The following is a 22,410-nucleotide window of genomic DNA, read 5'->3' as shown; positions in this document are numbered from 1 at the left end:
CATTATGCGCCGGGTGCGTTTTTGCGCGTTTCTGACGAGTCTGCTGCTGGCAACCTCTGCCTTCGCCGCAGAGAGCTGGCAATCCATTCAGCAACAGGCCACCGGGCAGACCGTCTGGTTTAACGCCTGGGGCGGTGACGAGGCCGTTAACCGCTACCTCGACTGGGTGAGCGGCGAGATGAAAACGCACTACGCCATCAACCTGAAGATCGTTCATCTGGCCGATGCCGCCGACGCGGTGAAGCGGATCCAGACGGAACAGGCCGCAGGACGCAGCAGTAACGGGTCGGTGGATCTGCTCTGGGTAAACGGGGAAAACTTCCGCAACCTGAAAGCGGCAAACCTGCTGCTCACCGGCTGGGCGCAAACCCTGCCCAACTGGCGCTACGTCGATACCCGTAAACCGGTAACGGAAGATTTTGCCATCCCGACCGATGGGGCAGAATCCCCGTGGGGCGGCGCGCAATTGACCTTTATCGCCCGTAAAGCGAGTACGCCGACACCACCGGCAGATCCCCACGCGCTGCTGGTATACGCCCGTCAGCACCCTGGCAAGGTGAGCTATCCGCGACCGCCGGATTTTACCGGCACGGCGTTTCTTGAGCAGCTACTGCTGGCGCTGACCGCCCATCCGGAGGCGTTAAAAAACGCGCCGGACAGTACCTTTGCGCAGGTCACCGCGCCGCTGTGGGATTACCTTGATACGCTGCACCCCCTGCTGTGGCGCGAAGGGAACGATTTTCCTCCGTCGCCTGCGCGCATGGATACGCTGCTGGCCAGCGGCAGTCTGAACCTGTCGCTCACCTTTAACCCCGCCCATGCGATGCAAAAGGTGGCGAGCGGTGAACTGCCTGCCGACAGCTACAGTTTCGGCTTTCTCAAAGGCATGATCGGCAACATCCATTTTGTCGCTATCCCGGCAAACGCCAGCGCGAGCGCAGGCGCGAAAGTGGTGGCGAATTTCCTGCTGTCACCGCAGGCGCAGATCCGCAAAGCTAATCCTGCCGTCTGGGGTGACCCGAGCGTGCTGGATGGCGAAAAACTGCCTGCGAAAGCGGCAAAACAGCTTCGCGCCTTTACCCCCTCAGGCACGCCTGATGTACTTCCCGAACCGCACGCCGCCTGGGTTAACGCCCTGGAGCAGGAATGGCTTCGCCGCTACGGAACCCGCTAAGCGGGCTGGTCTGGGCGGCAATGGCGGTCATCTATCTGCCCCTGCTTCCCGCCAGCGGCATGCTGCTGACCCCGGCGTTTTCTCCCGGCAACTGGGCGACGCTGTTTGCCGACCCACAGCTGCCGCAGGCGCTGGCCGCCACGCTGGTTTCCACGCTTATCGCGACGCTGGGCTCACTGTTTATCGCCCTGATCCTGCTTGCGCTTCTCTGGCCGGGTGAAGGCTGGCAGCGCCTGAGCACCCGTCTGCCGTGGCTGTTAGCCGTGCCGCACGTCGCCTTCGCCACCAGCGCGCTGCTGCTGTTTGCGGAAGGGGGGCAGCTTTACCGGATCTGTACGGTCTGTTCGCCGCAGCTTGACCGCTACGGTATCGGGCTTGGCCTGACGCTTGCGGTCAAAGAGAGCGCGTTCGTTCTGTGGGCAATTTACGCCGCGCTGCCTGAAAAGCGCCTCGCACAGCAGAAAATTGTCCTGCATACCTTCGGCTACGGACGAATGCAGGCGCTCAACTGGCTCGTCCTCCCGGCCATCGCCCCCGCACTGGGCGCCGTGATGCTGGCGGTGCTCGCCTGGTCGCTTTCCGTGGTGGATGTGGCGATTGTGCTCGGGCCGGGCAACCCGCCGACGCTGGCGGTGCTGGCCTGGCAGTGGCTCACCCAGGGCGATGCGCAGCAGCAAACAAAGGGAACGCTGCTGTGTCTGGTGCTGCTCCTGCTGCTGGCGGCGCTTGCCGCGGTGGGATACGGCTTCTGGACGGCATGGCGGCGCACCCGGCCAGCCCCCTCCGGAGTTCGTCGCGCTTCGCATACTGCGCTGCCCGCACGGACGTTGGGCGGGTTACTGCCGCTGTGCGGCGTGCTCTGTGCGCTGGTTCTGCTGATGCTGGCACGCCGGGACGACACCGGCCCCGTCAGCGACAGTCTTTCACTGGGACTGCTGTCCAGCCTGACAGCGCTGGCCATCCTCATGCTCTGGCTTGAGTGGGGACCCCAGCGCGGCGCGGTGTGGGTCTGGCTGCCGCTCGCCCTCCCGGCGCTGCCCCTCGTGTCCGGGCAATATGCCGTGGCGCTGTGGCTGGGCATCGACGGCCAGTACGCTGCGGTGCTCTGGAGCCATATGCTCTGGGTTCTCCCGTGGATGCTCCTGGTGCTGCAACCGGCCTGGCGCAGGCTCGATCCCCGGCTTATCCTCACCGCCAGAACGCTGGGCTGGCGACAGGCGAAAATTTTCTGGTTGGTGAAATGCCCCCTGATGGTTCGTCCGGCCCTGCTGGCCTTTGCCACCGGCTTTTCCGTGAGCATGGCCCAGTACATGCCCACCCTCTGGCTGGGAGCGGGACGTTTCACCACCCTGACGACGGAGGCGGTCGCCCTCAGCAGCGGCGGCAGCATTCCGATCCTCGCCAGCCGGGCGCTGGGTCTGTTGCTGTTGACCAGCAGCCTATTTGCCCTTGCCGCGCTGCTCTCCCGGCTCGTGGGCCGTCACCGACAAGGATTACGTTAATGCTGAACGTGAAAAATCTCACCATTGCGCCACTCTTACGTGAGGTCAACTTCCGCGTCCCGGCGGGGGAGATCGTCACGCTGATGGGGCCCTCCGGGAGTGGGAAATCGACCCTTTTCGCCTGGATGGTGGGGGCGTTATCCGCTGATTTTAAGGCGCACGGCGAGCTGTGGCTGAACGATCGTCGCTGCGATCTGCTCCCCGTGGAAACGCGCGGGATCGGCATTCTGTTTCAGGATGCCCTGCTGTTTGACGCCTTCAGCGTGGGGCAAAACCTGATGCTGGCGCTGCCAGCGCACATCGTCGGGCGCGCCCGCCGCAATGCGGTAGAACAGGCCCTGGAGACTGCCGGGCTGGCAAACCACTTCGCCAGCGATCCGGCCACCCTTTCCGGCGGCGAGCGCGCCCGGGTCAGCCTGTTGCGCGCCCTTCTCGCCCAACCGCAGGCATTGCTGCTCGACGAGCCGTTCAGTCGACTGGATAAAACGCTGCGCGCCTCATTCCGGGCGTGGGTATTCGAGGTTACTCGCCAGCGCAGGATCCCGGTGGTGCTGGTCACGCATGATGAGGACGATATTCCGCCCGGCGGCGAGGTGATTGAGATTTCTCGCTGGCAATAATGTGCTAACGCAATGTTTTTGGCTTCAGGAGAGACGACAATGCCCCCCTCTTTTAATGACGTCAGGTTTTACGATGAAACGTGTTTCTCAACTGACCGCGCTGGCCCTGATCTGCGGCCTCGCCTCACTCTCCTCCATGGCGGCTGATATGCCCCACTCCCTCACTCTGGCTCAGCTCCAGACGCAAAACGGCGCGGTAATTGATACGCGCATCAGTGCGTTCTATAACGGCTGGCCGCAGACCCTGAGCGGAACGTCCGGGCATGAACCCGCCGCGCTTAATCTCTCTGCCAGCTGGCTTGGGGCAATGAGCGATGAACAGCTCAGCGGCTGGGCAAAACAGCATCGGCTTACGCCAGACATGCCGGTTGCGCTCTATGGCAACGATGATGACAACCAGACCGTCAAAACGCGGCTGGAGAAAGCGGGCTTTACCCACGTCTCCACCCTGAGCGATGCCCTTCAACAATCCGATCGTCTGCAACGTCTGGCGCATTTCGAACAGCTGGTTTATCCCCAGTGGATCCGCCAGTTGCAGCAGGGCAAACCCGTTACCGCCGCACCAGCCGGAGAGTGGAAGGTGATCGAGGCTGGCTGGGGTGCGCCGAAGCTTTATCTCCTTAGCCACATTCCCGGCGTGGGCTATCTCGACACCAATGAAGTGGAAAGCGAACCGCTGTGGAATAAGGTCTCTGACGAAAAGCTGAAAGCGATGCTGGCGAAGCACGGGATCCGTCACGATACCACCGTCATTCTGTACGGTCGCGACGTATATGCCGCCGCGCGAGTGGCGCAGATCATGCTCTACGCGGGCGTGAAGGATGTGCGAATTCTGGATGGCGGCTGGAAGGCGTGGTCCGACGCCAGCCTGCCCGTTGAGCGCGGAACGCCTGCAAAGGTCAAGCCAGCCCCTGATTTTGGCGCGCCGATCCCGGGCCAGCCGCGGCTGATGGTGGATATGGAGCAGGCCCGGGGAATGCTGCACCGTCTGGACGCCTCGCTGGTGAGCATTCGTTCCTGGCCAGAGTTCATCGGTGAAACCAGCGGCTACAGCTATATCAAGCCAAAAGGTGAGATTGCCGGTGCGCGCTGGGGCCATGCGGGCAGCGACGCGACCCACATGGAAGATTTCCACAATCCGGATGGCACCATGCGCAGCGCCGATGATATTGCCGCCATGTGGAAAACGTGGAATATCCTGCCGGAGCAGCACGTTGCGTTTTACTGTGGTACCGGCTGGCGCGCGTCTGAAGCCTTTATGTACGCCCGCGCGATGGGCTGGCAGAACGTTGCCGTCTACGACGGCGGCTGGTACGAATGGAGCAGCCATCCGCAGAACCCGGTCTCCACCGGGGAGCGCGGACCGGAAAGCGCACGCTAGCGGGGAAGTGATTTCAGCGTGATATAACCGCTCCAGATGCGCGTTGTGGTGGTCAGCCAGCACAACGCGCCAAACGTCCAGGCAAACAGCGCGAAATGCGCCGGAAACAGGCAGCACAGCGCAAACAGCGCGATGGTTTCCGTTCCTTCCGTTAATCCCCCAATGTAATAAAGCGACTTGTGCGCATAGCCGGGGTTGTCGATATCATGCTTCCCCGCCAGCGCGGCAAAGGCCAGAAAACTGCTACCCGTCCCCATAAACGCGAACAGCAGCCAGGTGGCGGCGATCGCGTTATCAGCCGGAGCGGCCAGCGCAAAGCCAAACGGCACCAGGGCGTAGAACAGGAAGTCGAGGGCGATATCAAGAAATCCTCCCGCGTCCGTCAGGCCACGGCGACGCGCCAGCGCGCCGTCCAGACCATCCAGCAGCCGGTTCAGCACAATGGCGATCAGCGCCGCCGGATACCAGCCCAGCGCCAGAAACGGTAACGCCAGCACGCCAATCGCAAACCCGGCGAGCGTTAAGCCATCAGGCGTGATAAACGGTCTATCCAGCGCGGCGGCCAGCTGATTTAACCCGGGTTTCAGTCGGGGGTGCAGATGTTTATCCAGCATGCGGTTTACCTTTAAACGTGGCGCACAGCCCCTGAGCCGGGATATCCAGCGCGGCGTTAAAGCGGGCGGAAAGATTCTGAAAGGCAATAAGAGCCGTCATTTCGGTGATGGTCTCTTCCGTAAAGTGGCGCTTCAGCAGACTTTTGATATTTTCATCCACCTGAGGTGGCGTGGCGGTGACCGCTTCCGCATAGGCCAGCGCCGCGCGCTCCTCTTCGCTGAACAGGGTGGAATTTTGCCAGTCGCTGACGGCCTGCACTTTATCCAGCGCCCCGCTCCGCTCGGCCAGACGCAGGCTGTTGGCATCAATACAAAATGCGCAGTGGCAGATCTGCGAGATCCGCGTCATTAGTAGCGATCGCAGAACCGGGGTCAAACGCGCCTTGCGCCGCTCCAGATAGCCGACAAATAGCGCCACCAGCCAGAAAAGACGCGGCATACGCCCCCACCAGCGCGTGGGGTTCAGCACCGCGCCGAAGTGTTTTTTCTGCATGACGGCGATGGGGCTGAGGCTGACGGGAAGGGTTTCCATGGGCGCAACCCAGGCGGATGTCTCTTTCACCTGATTCTCCTGATGACTGGACTCTTTGGAAGGGCACGATAATATGTCGTTTTTCGCTATTAATTATTGACGAACATGCTGAAAACACTCGATGTGGTTGCGGCCATCCTCGAAAAAGAGGGCAAGATTTTGCTGGCGCAGCGTCCCGAACATGCCGATCAGCCAGGAATGTGGGAATTTGCAGGCGGGAAGGTTGAAGCCGGTGAGACCCAGCCGGAAGCGCTGATCCGCGAACTGCGCGAAGAACTCGGCATTGAAGCCGTGCCCGCGCGGTATGTGGCAAGCCACCAGCGGGAGGTGTCGCAGCGGCTGATTCACCTCCACGCCTGGCATGTGCATGAATTTAGCGGTGAGCTGAAGGCGCATTATCACTCGGCGCTGGTATGGTGCACGCCAGAAGACGCGTTCACGTATGCTTTAGCCCCGGCGGATATACCGCTGCTGGAAGCGTTTATTCTTTTACGCGACGCCAGACCAGCGGGTTTGTACTGAGGGTGCGTTCATCACGCTGGCACTGCAACAGCACGCCATCTGCCCTGACCACTGCGCCTTCGGAATAGTTTTGATCCTGATAGATACAGCACTGATTACATGGCTGCGCACGCTGGCCGCCAGCGCTAAAAACCTCTGGCGGCACGTTGACCTCGACATCCGGGCGAATGCGGTCAGCCTGTGCCCCGGCGGACACCATCAAACATAACGCGGCCATTGCGTAACGGTTCATAGACTTTATTTCCTTTGCATCGTTTATATCTATAACGGTCGATCCGGACGGGATCTTTAATTTATCTCGTCATCGCTTTTGGTTATGACGCGCGCCCTGTCATTAATTTCCCTTGCGGCATAAATTTCTGCTTGCCTCTCAAAGCGGTGCGGGTGGTATAGTCAAAAAAACGACACAAAACATCTACGCCACACGCATAAATTATTATAAGAGGTTCTTATATCTATGGATCAGACACGCTCTCTGGAAAGCTTTCTTGCCCATGTTCAGCAGCGCGACCCGCACCAAAGCGAGTTTGCCCAGGCCGTTCGTGAAGTCATGACCACCCTGTGGCCCTTCCTTGAGGAAAATCCGCGTTACCGTCAGATGGCGCTGCTTGAACGTCTGGTAGAGCCGGAGCGCGTCATCCAGTTCCGCGTGGCGTGGGTGGACGACCGCAATCAGGTGCAGGTCAACCGCGCGTGGCGCGTGCAGTTTAACTCCGCCATTGGGCCGTTTAAGGGCGGGATGCGCTTCCACCCCTCGGTGAACCTGTCGATTCTGAAATTCCTCGGCTTCGAGCAGACCTTTAAAAATGCGCTCACTACCCTGCCGATGGGCGGCGGTAAAGGCGGGAGTGATTTCGATCCGAAAGGCAAGAGCGAAGGCGAAGTGATGCGCTTCTGCCAGGCGCTGGTCACTGAGCTCTATCGCCACCTTGGGCCGGACACCGACGTTCCTGCCGGGGATATCGGCGTGGGGGGGCGTGAAGTGGGCTTTATGGCCGGGATGATGAAAAAGCTCTCCAACAACAGCGCCTGCGTCTTTACCGGCAAAGGTCTGTCGTTTGGCGGTAGCCTGATTCGCCCGGAAGCGACGGGTTATGGTCTGGTCTATTTCACCGAAGCGATGCTTATGCGTCACGGGCTGAGCTTCGAGGGGATGCGCGTGGCGGTCTCCGGCTCCGGCAATGTGGCGCAGTACGCTATCGAGAAAGCGATGGCGTTTGGCGCGCGCTTGGTGACCGCCTCCGACTCCAGCGGTACCGTGGTGGATGAAGCTGGCTTTACGGCAGAAAAACTGGCGCGTCTGTGCGAAATTAAAGCCAGCCGTGACGGTCGGGTAGCGGATTATGCCCGTGAATTTGGCCTGACCTATCTGGAAGGTAAACAGCCGTGGGGCGTGCCGGTGGATATCGCCCTGCCGTGCGCGACGCAAAACGAACTGGACGTGGATGCCGCCCGGACGCTGATTAGCAATGGCGTGAAAGCGGTAGCGGAAGGGGCAAATATGCCCACCACTATTGAAGCGACCGACCTGTTCCTGGACGCGGGCGTGCTGTTTGCGCCAGGCAAGGCGGCGAACGCTGGCGGCGTGGCAACATCCGGTCTGGAAATGGCGCAAAACGCCGCGAGAATGGGCTGGAAGGCAGAGAAAGTGGATGCCCGTCTGCACCACATCATGCTCGATATTCATCACGCCTGCGTGGAGTACGGCGGCGAGGCCTCGCAAACTAACTACGTGCGCGGGGCGAATATCGCCGGGTTCGTGAAGGTGGCCGATGCGATGATCGGACAGGGTGTGATCTAACCGCGATTCGCCCGGCGATATGTTTCGCCGGGCTATAAACGTACCACTATTCCGGCCAGCAGTAGCGCGCCACTTCCGCTAACCAGCAGCGAAACAACGCTGTGTCTGCGCATTATGCCGCATAACATCCCCAGCCCCACAGCCAGCAACAATACAGCATTCACCATATGCAGCGCTTCGCCGAAGCGTAGCCAGTGACGCAGACAGAGCAGCGCCGGAACCAGCGTCGCCCATCCGGTACGACGCCATGCCAACAACGTTCGCTCTGGCTGGAGTCCCGGATCGCGATTCACGGCGCCCCCTGCCACAGCAATACCGCAAGCAGCAATCCTGACAACAGGATAAATCCCCCCAGCAGAAGTAATCCGCGCGTATAGGGTAGATCGCTCCCCAGCCGCATCGCATATTCATTGTGACGCCAGCGCCGCCAGGCGATGATCCCCAACGCTGATGCTACGCTCAGCAGCGACGCGGAAAGGATGGTGCGCAACGCAACGGAGGAAAGCTGAGGCGAAAATTGTTCAATCCCCACTGCCCCCGCCATCAGGGCCAGCGCGGTGCGGATCCACGCCAGGAAGGTACGCTCATTTGCCAGCGTAAACCGGTAGTCTGGCGTTTTGCCCGCCAGCCACCATTTACCGCGCGGGCGTGGAGGAAATGACGAATTATTCTCCTGAAGACTCACGTTTGATTCTTTCCTTAATCAACAGTTCTTTTATAGAAAGCCCGGTTGACGCACTGTCGCGCAGATTATGCCGGGTGATTTCGGTGCAGAGGAATTCGATAATAAAAAGCTGAGAAAGTCGTGTGGCGATAGAATCCCCCTGAAACGGCCCTGCGCTGCCGCAGGTTAATAGCCAGTTATCGGCAAGCTCGGTCAGCGGCGACTGGAGGTTATGGGTAATCGCCAGGCAATGCGCCCCGGCCTTACGCGCCAGCCGGAAAGCGTTGACCACCTCTGGCGTTTCGCCCGAGTGAGAAAAGGCTACGACCAGATCTTCCGGCTTAAGATTGGCAAGCTTAAGGGTCATCGTAAAACGATCGGTGTAAGCCTCTGAATCAATCCCCTGGCGGTTCATTTTGTCCCTGGCTTCCATGGCTGACAGGCCTGATGCGCCGAAACCAACAAACAGCACCCGGCTGGCCGTCAGGAAACGGTCAACCACCGGATGCACCACTTTCATATCGAGCAGACCGATGGTTTCTTTTACTGTCGTCTCCAGCGTTAGCGCAATTTTCTGCGCCACTTCATTTCGTGAATCATCCAGGAAAATGTCCGGCGAGACAGGCAACGGCTGCTCACTCTCCTCAAGCAATTCACGTTTCAGCGCCGCCTTGAGATCGAGCAGGCCGCCATAGCCAATCCTTTTGCAAAAACGCACGATCGTTGCTTCACTGACCTGAATCGCCTCCGCCAGCCGGCTTACTGGCATCTGTGCCACCTGAGCCGGTTGCTCAACAATAAACCCGGCGATACGGCGATCGGTCTCACTTAAGCCACCCAAAATATTGCTGATATAGACCCGCACGTTTTCCCGATTCACGCTCATGGCGACGTTTCGCTCCTTTTGCGATAAAGACTGCCCGTATTCTGGCAATCCCCCGCTCATGCGTCCACCGTAAAGCGCAACCGGACGGTAAAAGTCTGGCTTTCTCCCGCGGCCAGATGCCGCATACCTCGTTTATTCATCGTCTGTCCGTCGGCATCCGGTGCATCGGTGGTACCGGCTAACGGCTCAATACAGAGTAAATCGGCCCCCGGCACGCCCCACAAGGCCAGCCAGGGCTGTTCGCCCGTCTCCAGCGCTAAGGCGAGCGAACCGTCGGGGGCACGAACAGAAATAATCCTGCGCTGACATTCGCCGAAATAGACGGCCCCCGCCGCAAAAGATGCTCTCGTTAGCGCAAATCGTGTTGTAGCCCGCTGTTGTCCGCCAGTGTTTAGCGTGCGATCGCAAGTAAAGAACGGTCCGCTTACCGCAGCGCTAAATTCCACCCACCAGCCGGGGCGGGAGGCAATGGCCAGGGCGAAACCAGGATGCCAGCCAGCAGAGTAAGGCAACGTTCGGCTGTCGTCATTAAAGACCGTCTGTCGAAAAGTCAGTCCACCGCCGTCGAGAGTGATTGCCTGCCGCACCCGCCAGCGGCGCGGCCAGTGTTTCAGTGTCTGCGCCGTGGAGCAGGCTTCCAGCGTCAGCGTATCCGACGTCTGCTCAACGCAACAGAACGTTTGCTCGCGTAGAAAACCATGTGCCGGGAGTGACCAGAATTCGCCGTCCAGCCACAGCCCGTCGTGTATGAGTCTCCCGACCACTGGAAATAACGGCGTGGCCGTATGGTTCCAGACCGCCGCCTGCGGTTGCCATAGCCGCTCAGTACGCGTTTGTTTGTGCCATAGGCTGACCAGCTCACCGCCTGTGGCCTGCACCGTTGCGGTATAACGTTCGTTTTCAAGTGTCCACATGCCGTTATTCTGTCCGTAACAACAGTCGGGTCTGGTAAACCAATGCCCGGTGCCGATCGCCACTAAAAAATGCGTCGATCAGGGTAAAGATATCGTCGTCGCGGAGTGTTTTCCCCGCCGGGAAGTGCGCCAGCAAATCATTATGGGCAACCCCACGCGCCTTCACGGCATGGAGGATAAAACGCAGCGCTTCTTCCACACCATGATGCTCGCACTCGGCCAGGGAATTCAGCCGTGACCAGCGCCCGGCGAAGGCCGCCTCGCGCGTTGCGCTAATGGTGTCCAGTTCGAAACGGGCAAATAACTCGGAAGGTGCATCATGCGCCTGCATCATCGCGCGCATCGCCTGTGCGTAATGCAGCGTTTTTTCGCTGTCCGCAAGCGAAACCACTTGTCCCGGATCGGCATGCAGATCAAACAGCTTATCGCCGAATCGCCACGGGTTGAGGTAGCCGAAGGTCGCCGGGATCCGCATCACCTGCGCCCCTTGAGTAAAATCGAACCCCGGATGGAGCGTAATATTTTGCAGTTCGCTGACGTTAAACATGCTGTCGATACGCGTTGGCATTAAGGTGTATTCGTACAGACTGTCTTTACCTTCTTCCCGAGGACAGCGCATATAGACGAAATTACCATCGGTGATATTGATGTGGCCGCCAAAATAGCCGAACAGGGCGTAGTCTCGCACTGGCCTGTCATGCCGCACTGCTTCACCCAGCGGTCGGCCGGTCATCGTGGCCGGGCGCGGCAGATTAAAATAGTCGAGCAGCGTGGCGGGAATATCGATAGTCTGCGCCAGCGCCTGCCGCCTCACTCCGTGTTCGCGGCTACGTGGATCGCGGATGAAAAATGGCGTATTCGCGATTTCGTTATAGACCGGCATAATATTTTTGCCCCACCACTGGTGCTCGCCGAGCAGGAAACCGTGATCGGTGCAGACGATAAAGAGGGTGTCCTCCCACAGGTTCAGCGCCTTCAGTTTATCCATCACCTGACCAAGGTAGTCATCGCACATGGTGACCAACGCCTGGTAAAACTTGCGAACCTTTTCCTCATTCTGCCCGCCCGGCGCGCCGCAGTAATACGGCACCCATCCGTCGAATTCATCGGCAGTACAGCCATACTGCGCGAGGTATTTTTCCGGTACAAAGAATGGCTCATGGGGATCAAAACATTCGATCTGCAAAAACCAGTTATCCTGGTGCTGATTGGTTTCAAGAAATTCCATGCCCGCCTGAATGGTACGATGCGTATAGTGTTCTTCCTGCCCCGGCATCGCTGCGCGGTTGATGAGATCCTGGGTCATCCGTCCACTGCGCCTGCGCAGGGTTTCTTCATCCTCCTGACCCTGCCAGTTAATGGTCGGTTTTTCGACCTGGCCTTTCCAGCAGTCCCCCTCCTGCCCGCGAATAAACTCAAAGGTAGTGTAGCGGGTATGGTAAGTGGCTCCGCCGTCTCGCCAGTAGTGTTTGTGGTCAGTCACCAGATGAGTATGGATCCCTGCCTCACGCATAGCCTGAAAGGTTGAGAAGTCGTATGGCTCCACAGGACCCCAACTACGATGCAAAAAATTATAGCGGCCGGTATGCAGTTCCCGGCGGGCGGGCATGCACGGCATACTACCCACGTAAAAGCGATCGAACTGCGCAGACTCCTGCGCAAGACGGGTAAAATTGGGCGTAATCGCGTCGCCGCCATAGGGAGCAAGATGATTACGGGTTAGCGTATCGAACATCAACATGACTGCTTTCATAAGACGTCTCTTTTTATGAACCGATAAATTCTTCGACTTCGTTCTTAATCAGGGTGACATGGGGCCCGTACACTATCTGCACCCCTTCCCCACGAATAAAAGCACCGCGGCTGCCGAGCCGTTTAAAGTCCTCAATGACGACATCTTGCGCTTTCTTCACGGTTACGCGCAGGCGGGTAGCACAGCAGTCTACGTCGATGATATTGTCGCGCCCACCCAGCGCATGCACGATACCGGCGGCGCGTTCATTGCCCGCCATGGCCATATCTACGGCATCCTCTTCCTTCTCGCGACCCGGTGTCTTCAACTGTCGCCACTGGATCAGGAAGCGGAATGAGAAGTAGTACAGACAGAACATCACCGCGCCGAGCGGCAACATAAGCAGCCAGTTAGTTTTGGCGTTGCCCTGAAGCACACCAAACAACATAAAGTCGATAAGCCCACCGGAAAAAGTCTGCCCGACAGTGATTTGCAGGATGTGAGTTAGCATAAATGCCACGCCAGTGAGCACGATATGGACCCCGTAAAGCAGCGGCGCGCAGAACATGAATGCGAACTCAAGGGGCTCGGTGATGCCGGTAACAAACGCGGTCAGTGCAGCGGATAGCATCAGGCTGGCGACCTTCTTACGATTTTCCGGACGCGAGGTGTGGTAGATGGCCAGCGCCGCGCCCGGCAGACCAAACATGAAGTCGGCAAAGCGGCCAGCCATAAACCGTGACACGCCAATGTAGTATTCGGACACCGTAGGATCGGCAAGCTGAGCGAAGAAGATTTTCTGTGTTCCCTGGACTACCTGACCGTTAACCACCATCTCTCCGCCAACGCTGGTCAGCCAGAACGGCAGATAGAACAGGTGATGCAGGCCCAGTGGAATCAAACATTTAAGGATCATGCCGTAGAACAACGTTCCCACGTAGCCCGTTTTTTCCACCACTCCACCCAGGTGACTGATACCTGCCTGTATGTGCGGCCAGACAAAAAATAGCGCTACACCGAGAAAGATGGCGAAGAACGAGCTAACGATGGGCACAAGACGCGAGCCGCTAAAAAAGGCCAGCAGATCCGGTAACGCCGTTTTACCGAAGCGTTTTTGCACCCAATATGCCAGCAGGCCGCTCATGATGCCTCCCATAACGCCGGTTTGAAGGCTAACGATGCCCAGGACGTTTGCTTGTCCTGCCGCGGCCAGATTGTCCGACGCCAGCGTGCCTGAAAGGAGCAGCGAGGCGTTAATGGCCTTGTTCATGACGATGTAACAAAGCACCGCAGCCAGCCCGGCAGTCCCTTTGTCGCTGCGCGCCATGCCAACCGCGATACCCACCGCAAACAGTAGTGAAAGGTTATCGAACACCACGCTGCCACACAGTTTCATCACGGTAAATAGTGTCTGAAATACCGTGTTATCCAGCATCGGATAGGTCGCAAGGGTCACCGGATTGGTAAAGACGCCGCCAAAGCCCAGTAACAGCCCAGCGGCGGGCAGAACCGCAATAGGTAGCATGAACGACTTACCCAGATTTTGTGCGCCCGCAAACAATTTGTTCATAAAAGCCCCTGATATTGGCGTAATGAAGTTTATGTTTCATTTTATTCGTGCTTATATGAAATCTATATTTCGATCGTTTTTTTATAAAGTCAAAACGCAGTGAGAGAAAAGTGAACAGCATCACCTTTTACCTGGAAGGCTAAGGAGCCTGTATGAACCGTCCCTTTCATCTGATGGCAAAGTCTGTGAGCTATCAGTGCAACATCGCCTGTGACTACTGTTTTTATCTGGAAAAGGAGCACGGGACGCTTCAGCCCCGTCAGCCGTCGCGACACATGGATGACGCAACGCTGGACGCGTTTGTCCGTCAGTACATTTCGGCGAACCCAGGGCCGGAGGTGGAATTCACCTGGCAAGGCGGTGAACCAACGCTGGCAGGCATTGCTTTTTATGAGCGGGCGCTGCGGTTACAGCGTAAATATGCCGATGGGAAACGCATCACCAACAGTATTCAGACCAATGGGGTGCTCATTGATGAAGCGTGGGCATCGTTCCTGGCCGCAAACCATTTTCTGGTGGGACTCTCGATTGATGGTCCCGCCTGGTTACACGATCGGTACCGCAAAACCCGTAGCCAGGGCTCAGTGTTTGACAAGGTTGTCCGCGCCATGTCGCTACTGCAACAACACAATGTCGACGTGAATGTGCTGACCGTCGTAAACAACGTCACTGCCGAACACCCGCAGGAGATCTATCGTTTTCTCACCCAAGAGTTGGGGGCAAGATTTGTTCAATTTATCCCTGCCGTTGAGCAACGACCGCTGGCAGAAAAATACGGCGAACTGCTTTATCCACAGTCGCTTGCCGGGGGTAGCGTCACCGAATGGTCAGTATCCGGCGAGCAATGGGGAAAATTTATCAACGGCGTTTTCGACCTGTGGGTACGCCACGATGTGGGGCAGGTTTATGTCCAGCTGTTTGACAGCGCTCTTGCAGCGTGGCTGGGGGAGAAACCCTCTTTATGCGTGATGCAATCCTCCTGCGGTTATGGGCTCGTCGTAGAGCAAAACGGTGACGTCTACAGTTGCGATCACTATGTTTACCCTGAGCACCGCCTGGGCAATCTGCGCAGAGATAGCCTGGTAAAAATGGCGAACAGTAAAAAGCAGCGGAAGTTTGGTTTAGCGAAAACAGCGGTATCCGCAGAGTGCATGCGCTGCGACTGGCGCTTCGCCTGTCACGGAGGGTGTCCGAAGCACCGTATCCATAAAAACGGGCAGCGGTGGCACAACCATCTTTGCGCAGGCTATAAAGTCATATTCAGTCATATGGATCCGTATATGCGTTTTATGGCGCAGCAGATCCGGGTGCGACAACCGCCTGCAAAGGTAATGGAAGTGGCAGGGATTATTGCCGGGCGGCAATAGTGTCAACAACACCATTGCTGTTTTCGTGGAGATGATCCCTTTTTCCTCGTGAAGCAGGTTTATTATTACCGACGTTTTGGGTGCAAGAATATCGTCTTACATTGAGGGATCGATGATGAAACTGTGTGCGATGTTTGCTTCTTTGATTGCGTTATCCGCATCAGCGTTTGCGGCGGATTATCCGGTGTTAACCCCTGCACAACCGGATACCGTGGGCTTTAATGTTAAAAAATTAAACAGTATGGTTCGCTGGATCCAGCAGCAAGTTGACGCTGGCTACCCCGGGATGAATGTGCTGGTGATAAAAGATAACCACATTGTATTTCAGAAAGCCTGGGGCTACGCCAAAAAATATGACGGCTCGCATTTAGCCAGCAATCCTGTTATGGCCACCACGGACACCATGTACGATCTGGCTTCCAATACCAAAATGTATGCAACAAACTTTGCGCTACAGAAGCTGGTCTACGAAGGCAAAATAAGCGCGACCGACCTTGTCGCGAAATATATTCCAGGGTTCGCGGATAACCCCACCGACAAAATTAAAGGAAAAGATGCCCTGCGAATTATTGATATTTTGCATCATACCGCCGGCTTCCCGGCCGATCCGCAATATCCAAACAAGCGTGTTGCAGGCAGCCTCTACTCTCAGGATAAACAGACCACGCTGGAGATGATTAAGCGAACGCCGCTTGATTATTCGCCAGGTACAAAACATGTCTACAGCGACATCGATTACATGATCCTCGGATTTATCATCGAGTCCGTTACCGCAATGCCGCTTGATGTGTATGTTGAGAAACATATTTACCAGCCGCTCGGCCTGAAGCACACGGTGTTTAACCCTCTGTTAAAAGGCTTTAAGCAACAGCAAATTGCCGCCACCGAACTTAACGGTAACACCCGGGATGGTGTAATCAGTTTTCCGAATATTCGTACCACTACCCTCTGGGGCCAGGTTCATGATGAAAAGGCATGGTATTCCATGGAGGGCGTTTCAGGTCACGCAGGTCTGTTCTCAAATACACATGATATTGCCGTGCTGATGCAGACCATGCTTAACGGGGGGCATTATGGCAACGTTACGTTATTTGATCAGAGTACAGTAGATGAGTTTACCCGTAGCTCGGCAGCAGATGTCACCTTTGGACTGGGCTGGAGGGTTAACGGTAATTCCTCTATGACCCCAACCTTTGGCGTACTGGCAAGCCCTCAAACCTATGGGCATACGGGCTGGACAGGCACGCTCACCGCCATTGATCCCGTAAAACGTATGGCGATTGTCATTCTGGGCAACCGACCACACTCCCCCGTCGCTGATCCTAAAATGAATCCGAATGTTTTTGTCAGCGGGACCTTACCTGCGGCAACATATGGATGGATTGTCGATCAGATCTATGGCGCACTGAACGAGTAAACGCCACCCTTCATGCCGGGTGGCGGCTTCGCCTTACCCGGCCTACGGTTTAAGCGGTTGTATTTTTGGCTGCGCTTTTCTTCTTTTTGAACGGTTTCTTCGCCCCGCCGCCCGGGGCGACCATTCCCCGGAATCGCTTCACTGGCGTACTGCGCGCCTGGTCAATCAGCTGATAAAGCGTCCCTACCAGCGGCTGCATAAAGTCCTGATAACGGCACTGCTTTTCGCTGATCTGCGTCAGCACCGACTCCCAGTGCGCGGTCATGTCCGGCCTGGCGGCCAGCTCCGGCAGCGAATGAATTAGCGCCCGGCCCGGTTCTGTTGAATGGATGTAACGTCCCTTTTTCTCCAGGAAGCCGCGCTTAAAGAGCAGTTCGATGATCCCCGCGCGGGTCGCCTCCGTCCCCAGACCGTCGGTGGCGCGCAGGATCTTCTTCAGATCTTTATCCTGCACAAAGCGGGCGATGCCGGTCATGGCCGAAAGCAGCGTCGCATCGGTGAAGTGGCGCGGCGGCTGGGTTTGTCGTTCAACCACTTCGCCCTTCTCGCACAGCAGTTCGTCGCCTTTGGCCACGACCGGCAGCGGCGTGCCGTCGTTCTCTTCGTCACGCTCTTTGTTGCCGAGCAGCGTGCGCCAGCCCGCTTCTGCAAGGAAACGCGCTTTGGCGATAAATTTGCCTTTGGCAATTTCCAGTTCAATAACGCACTTGCGGAACACCGCGTCCGGGCAGAACTGCATCAGATACTGACGCGCGATCAGGTTATAGACCTTTGCTTCGTTGTCGGTCAGGTTGACGTTGCTGGTGCGCGCCGTCGGGATTATCGCGTGGTGAGCATCGACTTTTTTATCGTCCCAGCAGCGGTTATGGGTATCCGGGTTTACCGCCGGTTGCGGCAACAGATCCGGCGCATGGACGCCAATGGCATTCATCACCGAGTGGCGTCCGGCGAAGTGTTCTTCCGGCAGATAGCGGCTGTCCGAACGCGGATAGGTGATCAGCTTGTGGGTTTCGTAGAGCTTCTGGCAGATATCGAGCACGTTCTGCGCGCTAAGACCAAAGCGCTTAGCCGCCTCAATCTGCAACGCCGAAAGGGAGAACGGCAGCGGTGCGGGCTCCGTTTCCCGTTTGTCGTTATAGCTGGTGACGATTGCGGGCTGGCCGGTAATGCGGTTGACCACGTGCTCCGCCAGCGGGCGATGCAGCAGCCGTCCCTCTTCGTCCTGATATGACTCACAGGCATCGCTTGGCTGCCAGACGGCGGTAAAGCGTTCGTCTTTCGGCGTGACGATATGCGCTTTGACTTCGAAGAAGTCTTTGGCGACGAAATTTTCGATCTCTTCGTCGCGACGCACCACCAGCCCCAGCACCGGTGTCTGGACACGACCGACGGAGAGTACGCCCTGATAACCCGCGTTGCGCCCGAGAATGGTGTAGGCGCGGGTCATGTTGATCCCGTACAGCCAGTCCGCACGGGCACGCGCCAGCGCGGAGACACACAGGGGAATAAATTCGCTGTTGGCGCGCAGGCGTGAAATGGCCCGCTCTACCGCCTGAGGGTTGAGGTCGTTGATCAGGCAGCGCTGCACCTGCTGGCGCTTTTCCGGCGCCAGCTCCAGGTAGTCCAGCACTTCATCGACCAGCAGTTGCCCTTCCCTGTCCGGGTCACCCGCGTGGACCACTTCCGTCGCCTCATGCAGGAAGCGCTTAATGACGTTGAGCTGTTTGGTGACGGAAGGACGCGGTTGGAGACGCCACTTTTCCGGCACAATCGGCAGATCGTTGAGGTTCCAGCGGGCGTAGCGGCTGTCGTAGACATCCGGCTGCGCCTGTTCAAGCAGGTGACCGATACACCAGGTGACCACCTGCCCGTTACCGCATTCGATAAAGCCGTCTCCTTTGCGATGCGGCCAGGGCAGCACATCGGCGATGGCACGCGCCAGACTCGGCTTTTCGGCAATAAACAACCGCATCGAATTAACGGATCTCAATCATCGGGCGACCACCGCGGGCGGTCACCAGCTCACCAATGGCCGTCAGGGTGATGCCAAACTCGGCAGCCGTCGCCTGAACGTCAGCTTCAGCTTCCGGCGTCACCGCCAGCAGCAGGCCGCCGGAGGTTTGCGGATCGCACAGCAGGTTACGCCACGCTTCCGGCATTTCGCCCATTAAATGGCCGTAGCTGGCGAAGTTGCGCTGCGTCCCGCCCGGCACTGCGCCCTGAGCAATGTACTCTTCCACGCCCGGCAGCTTAGGCACATCCTGATACCAGACCTGCGCCTGCACGCCCGCGCCCTGACAGACTTCAGAGAGGTGCCCCAGCAGACCAAAACCGGTCACGTCGGTCATGGCCTTCACGCCGTCGATATTGGCGAATGCCGCACCGGCGAGGTTCATCTGGCACATCACTTCCGTTGCCAGACCGATATGCTCGGGCTTCAGCAGGGATTTCTTCTCGGCAGTGGTCAGTACGCCAATGCCCAGCGGCTTAGTGAGGAACAGCTTGCAGCCCGCCTGCGCCGTGCTGTTGCGCTTCACGCGCTCGGTCGGCACCACGCCGGTGACGGCCAGGCCGAAGATCGGCTCCGGCGCATCGATAGAGTGACCACCGGCCAGGGCAATACCCGCCTGCTGGCAGGCAAAGCGTCCGCCTTCGATCACGTCGCGGGCAATCTCCGGCGGGAGGGTGTTAATCGGCCAGCCCAGAATGGCGATCGCCATAATCGGTTTACCGCCCATCGCAAAGATATCGCTGATGGCGTTGGTGGCCGCAATGCGCCCGAAGTCGAACGGGTTGTCGACAATCGGCATAAAGAAGTCAGTAGTGCTGATAATGCTGGTGCCGTTACCCAGGTCATAAACCGCTGCATCGTCACGCGTTTCGTTACCGACAAGCAGGTTCGGGTCGACAAACTTCGCCTGCTCACTGTGCAGGATGGTCTCCAGCACTTTCGGGGAAATTTTACAACCGCAACCGGCTCCGTGGCTGTATTGCGTTAAACGAATGGTTTGCTCGCTCATGGACGTCTCCTGTCATCTCAATCGCGCTATGGTAGCGCTCATTCCATAAAGAGGTAAGTATGACTGTCTGAATTCTGCGGCGGATGCTCAGAATCCAGACAGTTTAGCGCGGGTGATTAAAAACGGCTGACGAAAGGCGTGGTGTCCGGCACGCTAATGGTGCTGGAAGCTTTAAGCTGCGGGGTGCCAAGATAGAGGAAGCCGACAATTTTATCCTGTTCGCCGCAGGAGAAACCTTCCCGCACGGCGGCGCTCCCGGTCAGCGGTCCGGTGCGCCAGATGCCATTGAAGCCCTGCGCGACGGCGGCCATTTGCATCGCCATTACCGCGCAGCCTGCGGACATTTCCTGCTCCCAGACCGGCACCTTATGGTCGGCCTGACATTTCGCCACGACAGCGATGATCATCGGCGCGCGGAATGGCGCACTGCGGGCTTTATCAATCCCCTTCTCATCCTGGCCTGCGGCAACAGCCCCCTGCTCCAGCAGCTGGCTGAAGCGGTCGCGCCCTTCGCCTTCAATAATAAAGAAGTGCCACGGCTGCAATGTGCCATGGTCCGGCGCACGCATTCCGGCACGCAGAATGTTTTCCAGCTGCTCGCCGACGGGTGCCGGTTCGGCCAGGCGGGAAGCGCTACGACGGTTAACAAGCAGTTCAAGTGCGTCCATTGGTTAACTCCTTTCATGAAATTTACTCACAAAATTAACACGACAGCAGAATTTGTTACAGCGTGGCAGGCGATTCCTGCTGACAAGTGGCGGTTGGGTCATTACGATAACCGCACATTACCGTCCCGTGGCGACGGAAACAGTCCTTTTCTGGTTAGGGAGAATACATGCGAACCCTTTGGCGAATCTTTGCCGGTTTCTTTAAATGGACGTGGCGACTGCTCAACTTCGTCCGCAACCTGGTGATGAACATCTTCTTCATCTTCCTGGTCCTGGTATGCGCAGGTATCTGGATGCATATCAGCAACGCAAACCAGTCGCAGCATTCGACGCGCGGCGCGCTGTTACTCGATATCACCGGGGTGATTGTTGATAAGCCATCGACCAGCAACCGTCTGGGCGTGATTGGTCGCCAGCTGTTCGGCGCAACGTCAGACCGTCTTCAGGAAAACTCCCTGTTTGATATCGTCGACACCATCCGTCAGGCTAAAGACGATCGTAACATTACCGGTATCGTGCTGGACCTGAAAGATTTTGCCGGCGCCGATCAGCCGTCAATGCAGTACATCGGTAAGGCGCTGCGCGAATTCCGCGACAGCGGTAAACCGGTTATTGCCATTGGCGACAGCTACACCCAGGGACAATATTATCTGGCGAGCTTTGCCAATAAGATCTGGCTTTCGCCACAGGGTACGGTCGATCTGCATGGCTTTGCCACTAACGGTCTGTACTACAAATCGCTGCTCGACAAGCTGAAGGTCACCACCCACGTCTTCCGCGTTGGGACCTATAAATCCGCCGTGGAGCCGTTTATCCGCGATGATATGTCCCCTGCCGCCCGTGAAGCGGACAGCCGCTGGATTGGCGAGCTGTGGCAGAACTACCTCGGCACCATTGCCGCTAACCGTCAGATTACCGCTGAGCAGGTCTTCCCGGGCGCGCGCGGCGTGCTGGACGGCCTGCGCAAGGTGGACGGCGATACAGCGAAATACGCGCTTGATAACAAACTGGTCGATCAGCTGGGTTCCAGCGCTGAAATTGAAAAAGCGCTGACCAAACAGTTCGGCTGGAGTAAAGAGGATAAAAACTACAGCGCCATCAGCATGTATGACTACGCCGCGAAAAAGCCGGACGACAGTGGTGACAGCATCGCCGTGGTGTTTGCTAACGGGGCCATTATGGATGGCGAAGAAACGCCGGGGAACGTCGGCGGGGACACTACCGCGTCGCAGATCCGCGATGCGCGCCTGGATCCGAAAGTGAAGGCGATTGTCCTGCGGGTGAACAGCCCTGGCGGCAGCGTCAGCGCCTCTGAAGTGATCCGTGCTGAACTGGCCGCCGCGCGCGCCGCGGGCAAGCCGGTAGTGGTATCGATGGGCGGCATGGCGGCTTCCGGGGGGTACTGGATCTCGACGCCAGCCAACTACATTGTGGCTAACCCAAGCACGCTGACCGGTTCGATTGGCATCTTCGGCGTGATCAACACCGTAGAGAACAGCCTGGATTATCTCGGCGTCCACACCGACGGCGTTTCCACCTCGCCGCTGGCGGATGTGTCCGTCACCAAATCCCTGCCGCCTGAGGTGTCTGAGATGATGCAGCTCAGCATTGAGAGTGGCTATAAACGTTTCATCACGCTGGTTGCGGACTCCCGTAAAAAGACGCCCGATCAGATTGACCAGATCGCTCAGGGCCATGTCTGGACCGGCCAGGACGCGAAGAGTAACGGCCTGGTAGACAGTCTGGGTGACTTCGACGACGCCGTGAAGAAAGCAGCGGAGCTGGCGAAGCTCAAGCAGTGGCACGTGGACTATTATCAGGACGAACCAACGTTCTTCGATATGGTCGTGGACAGCATGTCCGGCTCCGTTCGTGCCATGCTGCCGGACGCGCTTCAGGCTTATCTGCCGGCGCCGGTGGCGACCGCGGCGAAAGCCATGAAAGCGGAGAGCGACAAGCTCGCAGCCTTTAATGATCCACAAAGCCGCTACGCGTTTTGCCTGACCTGTGCGAACGTGCGTTAAAA

General features: G+C 57.8%; 21 protein-coding genes. 9 read left to right on the top strand and 12 right to left on the bottom strand.

The genetic code is table 11. The annotated features are described in order from the left end of the window. The first annotated feature begins 4 nt into the window (after nucleotides 1–4). From L463_RS09760 to L463_RS09775, 4 genes are all read left to right on the top strand, one after another. Nucleotides 5–1,174 carry an ABC transporter substrate-binding protein gene (locus tag L463_RS09760; RefSeq protein ID WP_072258098.1) on the top strand — a complete coding sequence of 390 codons (1,170 nt, stop codon included), beginning with the start codon at nucleotides 5–7 and terminating at the stop codon, nucleotides 1,172–1,174. Beyond that, nucleotides 1,147–2,676: an ABC transporter permease family protein gene (locus L463_RS09765; protein ID WP_032648041.1), complete on the top strand. Its 1,530-nt coding sequence runs from the start codon at nucleotides 1,147–1,149 to the stop codon at nucleotides 2,674–2,676. Before L463_RS09760 ends, L463_RS09765 begins: the two co-directional genes overlap by 28 nt. After that, nucleotides 2,676–3,296 carry an ATP-binding cassette domain-containing protein gene (locus tag L463_RS09770; RefSeq protein WP_032104172.1) on the top strand — a complete coding sequence of 207 codons (621 nt, stop codon included), beginning with the start codon at nucleotides 2,676–2,678 and terminating at the stop codon, nucleotides 3,294–3,296. Before L463_RS09765 ends, L463_RS09770 begins: the two co-directional genes overlap by 1 nt. Before the next feature lie 73 nt (nucleotides 3,297–3,369). Beyond that, entirely contained in the window at nucleotides 3,370–4,677 is a 1,308-nt protein-coding gene (locus L463_RS09775) for a sulfurtransferase (RefSeq protein ID WP_032104176.1), read from the top strand. On the opposite strand, the gene L463_RS09780 is transcribed toward L463_RS09775, so the two are convergent. Both L463_RS09780 and L463_RS09785 read right to left on the bottom strand, forming a co-directional pair. Further along, nucleotides 4,674–5,291: a CDP-alcohol phosphatidyltransferase family protein gene (locus L463_RS09780; protein ID WP_032104170.1), complete on the bottom strand. Its 618-nt coding sequence runs from the start codon at nucleotides 5,289–5,291 to the stop codon at nucleotides 4,674–4,676. The genes L463_RS09775 and L463_RS09780 overlap by 4 nt on opposite strands. Then, nucleotides 5,281–5,853, bottom strand: coding sequence for a carboxymuconolactone decarboxylase family protein (locus L463_RS09785; RefSeq protein ID WP_032104168.1), 573 nt, complete (start codon nucleotides 5,851–5,853; stop codon nucleotides 5,281–5,283). Before L463_RS09785 ends, L463_RS09780 begins: the two co-directional genes overlap by 11 nt. 75 nt (nucleotides 5,854–5,928) lie before the next feature. On the opposite strand from L463_RS09785, the gene L463_RS09790 reads away from it, so the two are divergent. After that, the gene (locus tag L463_RS09790; RefSeq protein ID WP_032104166.1) at nucleotides 5,929–6,345 is read left to right on the top strand and encodes a pyrimidine (deoxy)nucleoside triphosphate diphosphatase; all 417 of its coding nucleotides are present in this window, start codon (nucleotides 5,929–5,931) and stop codon (nucleotides 6,343–6,345) included. Here the strand turns inward: L463_RS09790 and L463_RS09795 are convergent. Then, the gene (locus L463_RS09795; protein ID WP_003857857.1) at nucleotides 6,305–6,577 is read right to left on the bottom strand and encodes a YnjH family protein; all 273 of its coding nucleotides are present in this window, start codon (nucleotides 6,575–6,577) and stop codon (nucleotides 6,305–6,307) included. The two genes, L463_RS09790 and L463_RS09795, sit on opposite strands and share 41 nt — an antisense overlap. A 225-nt stretch (nucleotides 6,578–6,802) precedes the next feature. On the opposite strand from L463_RS09795, the gene gdhA reads away from it, so the two are divergent. Next, nucleotides 6,803–8,146 carry an NADP-specific glutamate dehydrogenase gene (gdhA, locus tag L463_RS09800; RefSeq protein ID WP_032673186.1) on the top strand — a complete coding sequence of 448 codons (1,344 nt, stop codon included), beginning with the start codon at nucleotides 6,803–6,805 and terminating at the stop codon, nucleotides 8,144–8,146. A gap of 32 nt (nucleotides 8,147–8,178) precedes the next feature. Here the strand turns inward: gdhA and L463_RS09805 are convergent, their stop codons facing one another. From L463_RS09805 to L463_RS09830, 6 genes are read right to left on the bottom strand one after another with little or no spacing between them, the layout of a single operon-like run. Continuing rightward, on the bottom strand, nucleotides 8,179–8,439 hold the full coding sequence (locus tag L463_RS09805; RefSeq protein ID WP_048983776.1) for a DUF202 domain-containing protein: 261 nt from the start codon (nucleotides 8,437–8,439) through the stop codon (nucleotides 8,179–8,181). Next, entirely contained in the window at nucleotides 8,436–8,831 is a 396-nt protein-coding gene (locus L463_RS09810) for a YidH family protein (protein ID WP_032104162.1), read from the bottom strand. The genes L463_RS09805 and L463_RS09810 overlap by 4 nt, the downstream gene beginning before the upstream one ends. Continuing rightward, entirely contained in the window at nucleotides 8,812–9,696 is an 885-nt protein-coding gene (locus L463_RS09815) for a MurR/RpiR family transcriptional regulator (protein WP_032104160.1), read from the bottom strand. The genes L463_RS09810 and L463_RS09815 overlap by 20 nt, the downstream gene beginning before the upstream one ends. 56 nt (nucleotides 9,697–9,752) lie before the next feature. Beyond that, complete coding sequence (locus L463_RS09820) at nucleotides 9,753–10,610, bottom strand: aldose epimerase family protein (protein WP_032104158.1); 858 nt, start codon at nucleotides 10,608–10,610, stop codon at nucleotides 9,753–9,755. 4 nt (nucleotides 10,611–10,614) lie between these two features. Beyond that, nucleotides 10,615–12,363 (bottom strand): sulfatase, encoded by a 1,749-nt coding sequence (locus tag L463_RS09825; RefSeq protein ID WP_032648038.1) that lies wholly within the window; start codon nucleotides 12,361–12,363, stop codon nucleotides 10,615–10,617. Between the two features lie 13 nt (nucleotides 12,364–12,376). Further along, a complete protein-coding gene (locus tag L463_RS09830; RefSeq protein ID WP_032648035.1) occupies nucleotides 12,377–13,912 on the bottom strand; it encodes a PTS transporter subunit EIIC in 1,536 nt (511 codons plus the stop codon). A gap of 152 nt (nucleotides 13,913–14,064) precedes the next feature. Here L463_RS09830 and L463_RS09835 point away from each other — a divergent pair, with 152 nt between their 5' ends. Next, on the top strand, nucleotides 14,065–15,279 hold the full coding sequence (locus L463_RS09835; RefSeq protein WP_032104153.1) for an anaerobic sulfatase maturase: 1,215 nt from the start codon (nucleotides 14,065–14,067) through the stop codon (nucleotides 15,277–15,279). A gap of 115 nt (nucleotides 15,280–15,394) precedes the next feature. Further along, nucleotides 15,395–16,696, top strand: coding sequence for a penicillin binding protein PBP4B (gene pbp4b, locus L463_RS09840; protein ID WP_032104151.1), 1,302 nt, complete (start codon nucleotides 15,395–15,397; stop codon nucleotides 16,694–16,696). Between the two features lie 49 nt (nucleotides 16,697–16,745). Here the strand turns inward: pbp4b and L463_RS09845 are convergent, their stop codons facing one another. From L463_RS09845 to L463_RS09855, 3 genes are all read right to left on the bottom strand, one after another. Continuing rightward, a complete protein-coding gene (locus L463_RS09845; protein ID WP_032673185.1) occupies nucleotides 16,746–18,668 on the bottom strand; it encodes a DNA topoisomerase III in 1,923 nt (640 codons plus the stop codon). 4 nt (nucleotides 18,669–18,672) lie between these two features. Then, on the bottom strand, nucleotides 18,673–19,716 hold the full coding sequence (selD, locus tag L463_RS09850; RefSeq protein WP_017384682.1) for a selenide, water dikinase SelD: 1,044 nt from the start codon (nucleotides 19,714–19,716) through the stop codon (nucleotides 18,673–18,675). A 116-nt stretch (nucleotides 19,717–19,832) separates the two neighbouring features. Then, nucleotides 19,833–20,384 (bottom strand): NAD(P)H nitroreductase, encoded by a 552-nt coding sequence (locus L463_RS09855; protein ID WP_032104149.1) that lies wholly within the window; start codon nucleotides 20,382–20,384, stop codon nucleotides 19,833–19,835. A 167-nt stretch (nucleotides 20,385–20,551) separates the two neighbouring features. On the opposite strand from L463_RS09855, the gene sppA reads away from it, so the two are divergent. Beyond that, on the top strand, nucleotides 20,552–22,408 hold the full coding sequence (gene sppA, locus L463_RS09860) for a signal peptide peptidase SppA (RefSeq protein WP_023303508.1): 1,857 nt from the start codon (nucleotides 20,552–20,554) through the stop codon (nucleotides 22,406–22,408). Nucleotides 22,409–22,410: the final 2 nt, after the last annotated feature.

It is taken from the genome of Enterobacter sp. BIDMC 27 (genome assembly GCF_000534415.1).
GTDB lineage: Bacteria > Pseudomonadota > Gammaproteobacteria > Enterobacterales > Enterobacteriaceae > Enterobacter > Enterobacter hormaechei_C.
This window is presented reverse-complemented; position numbering and strand designations above follow the sequence as displayed.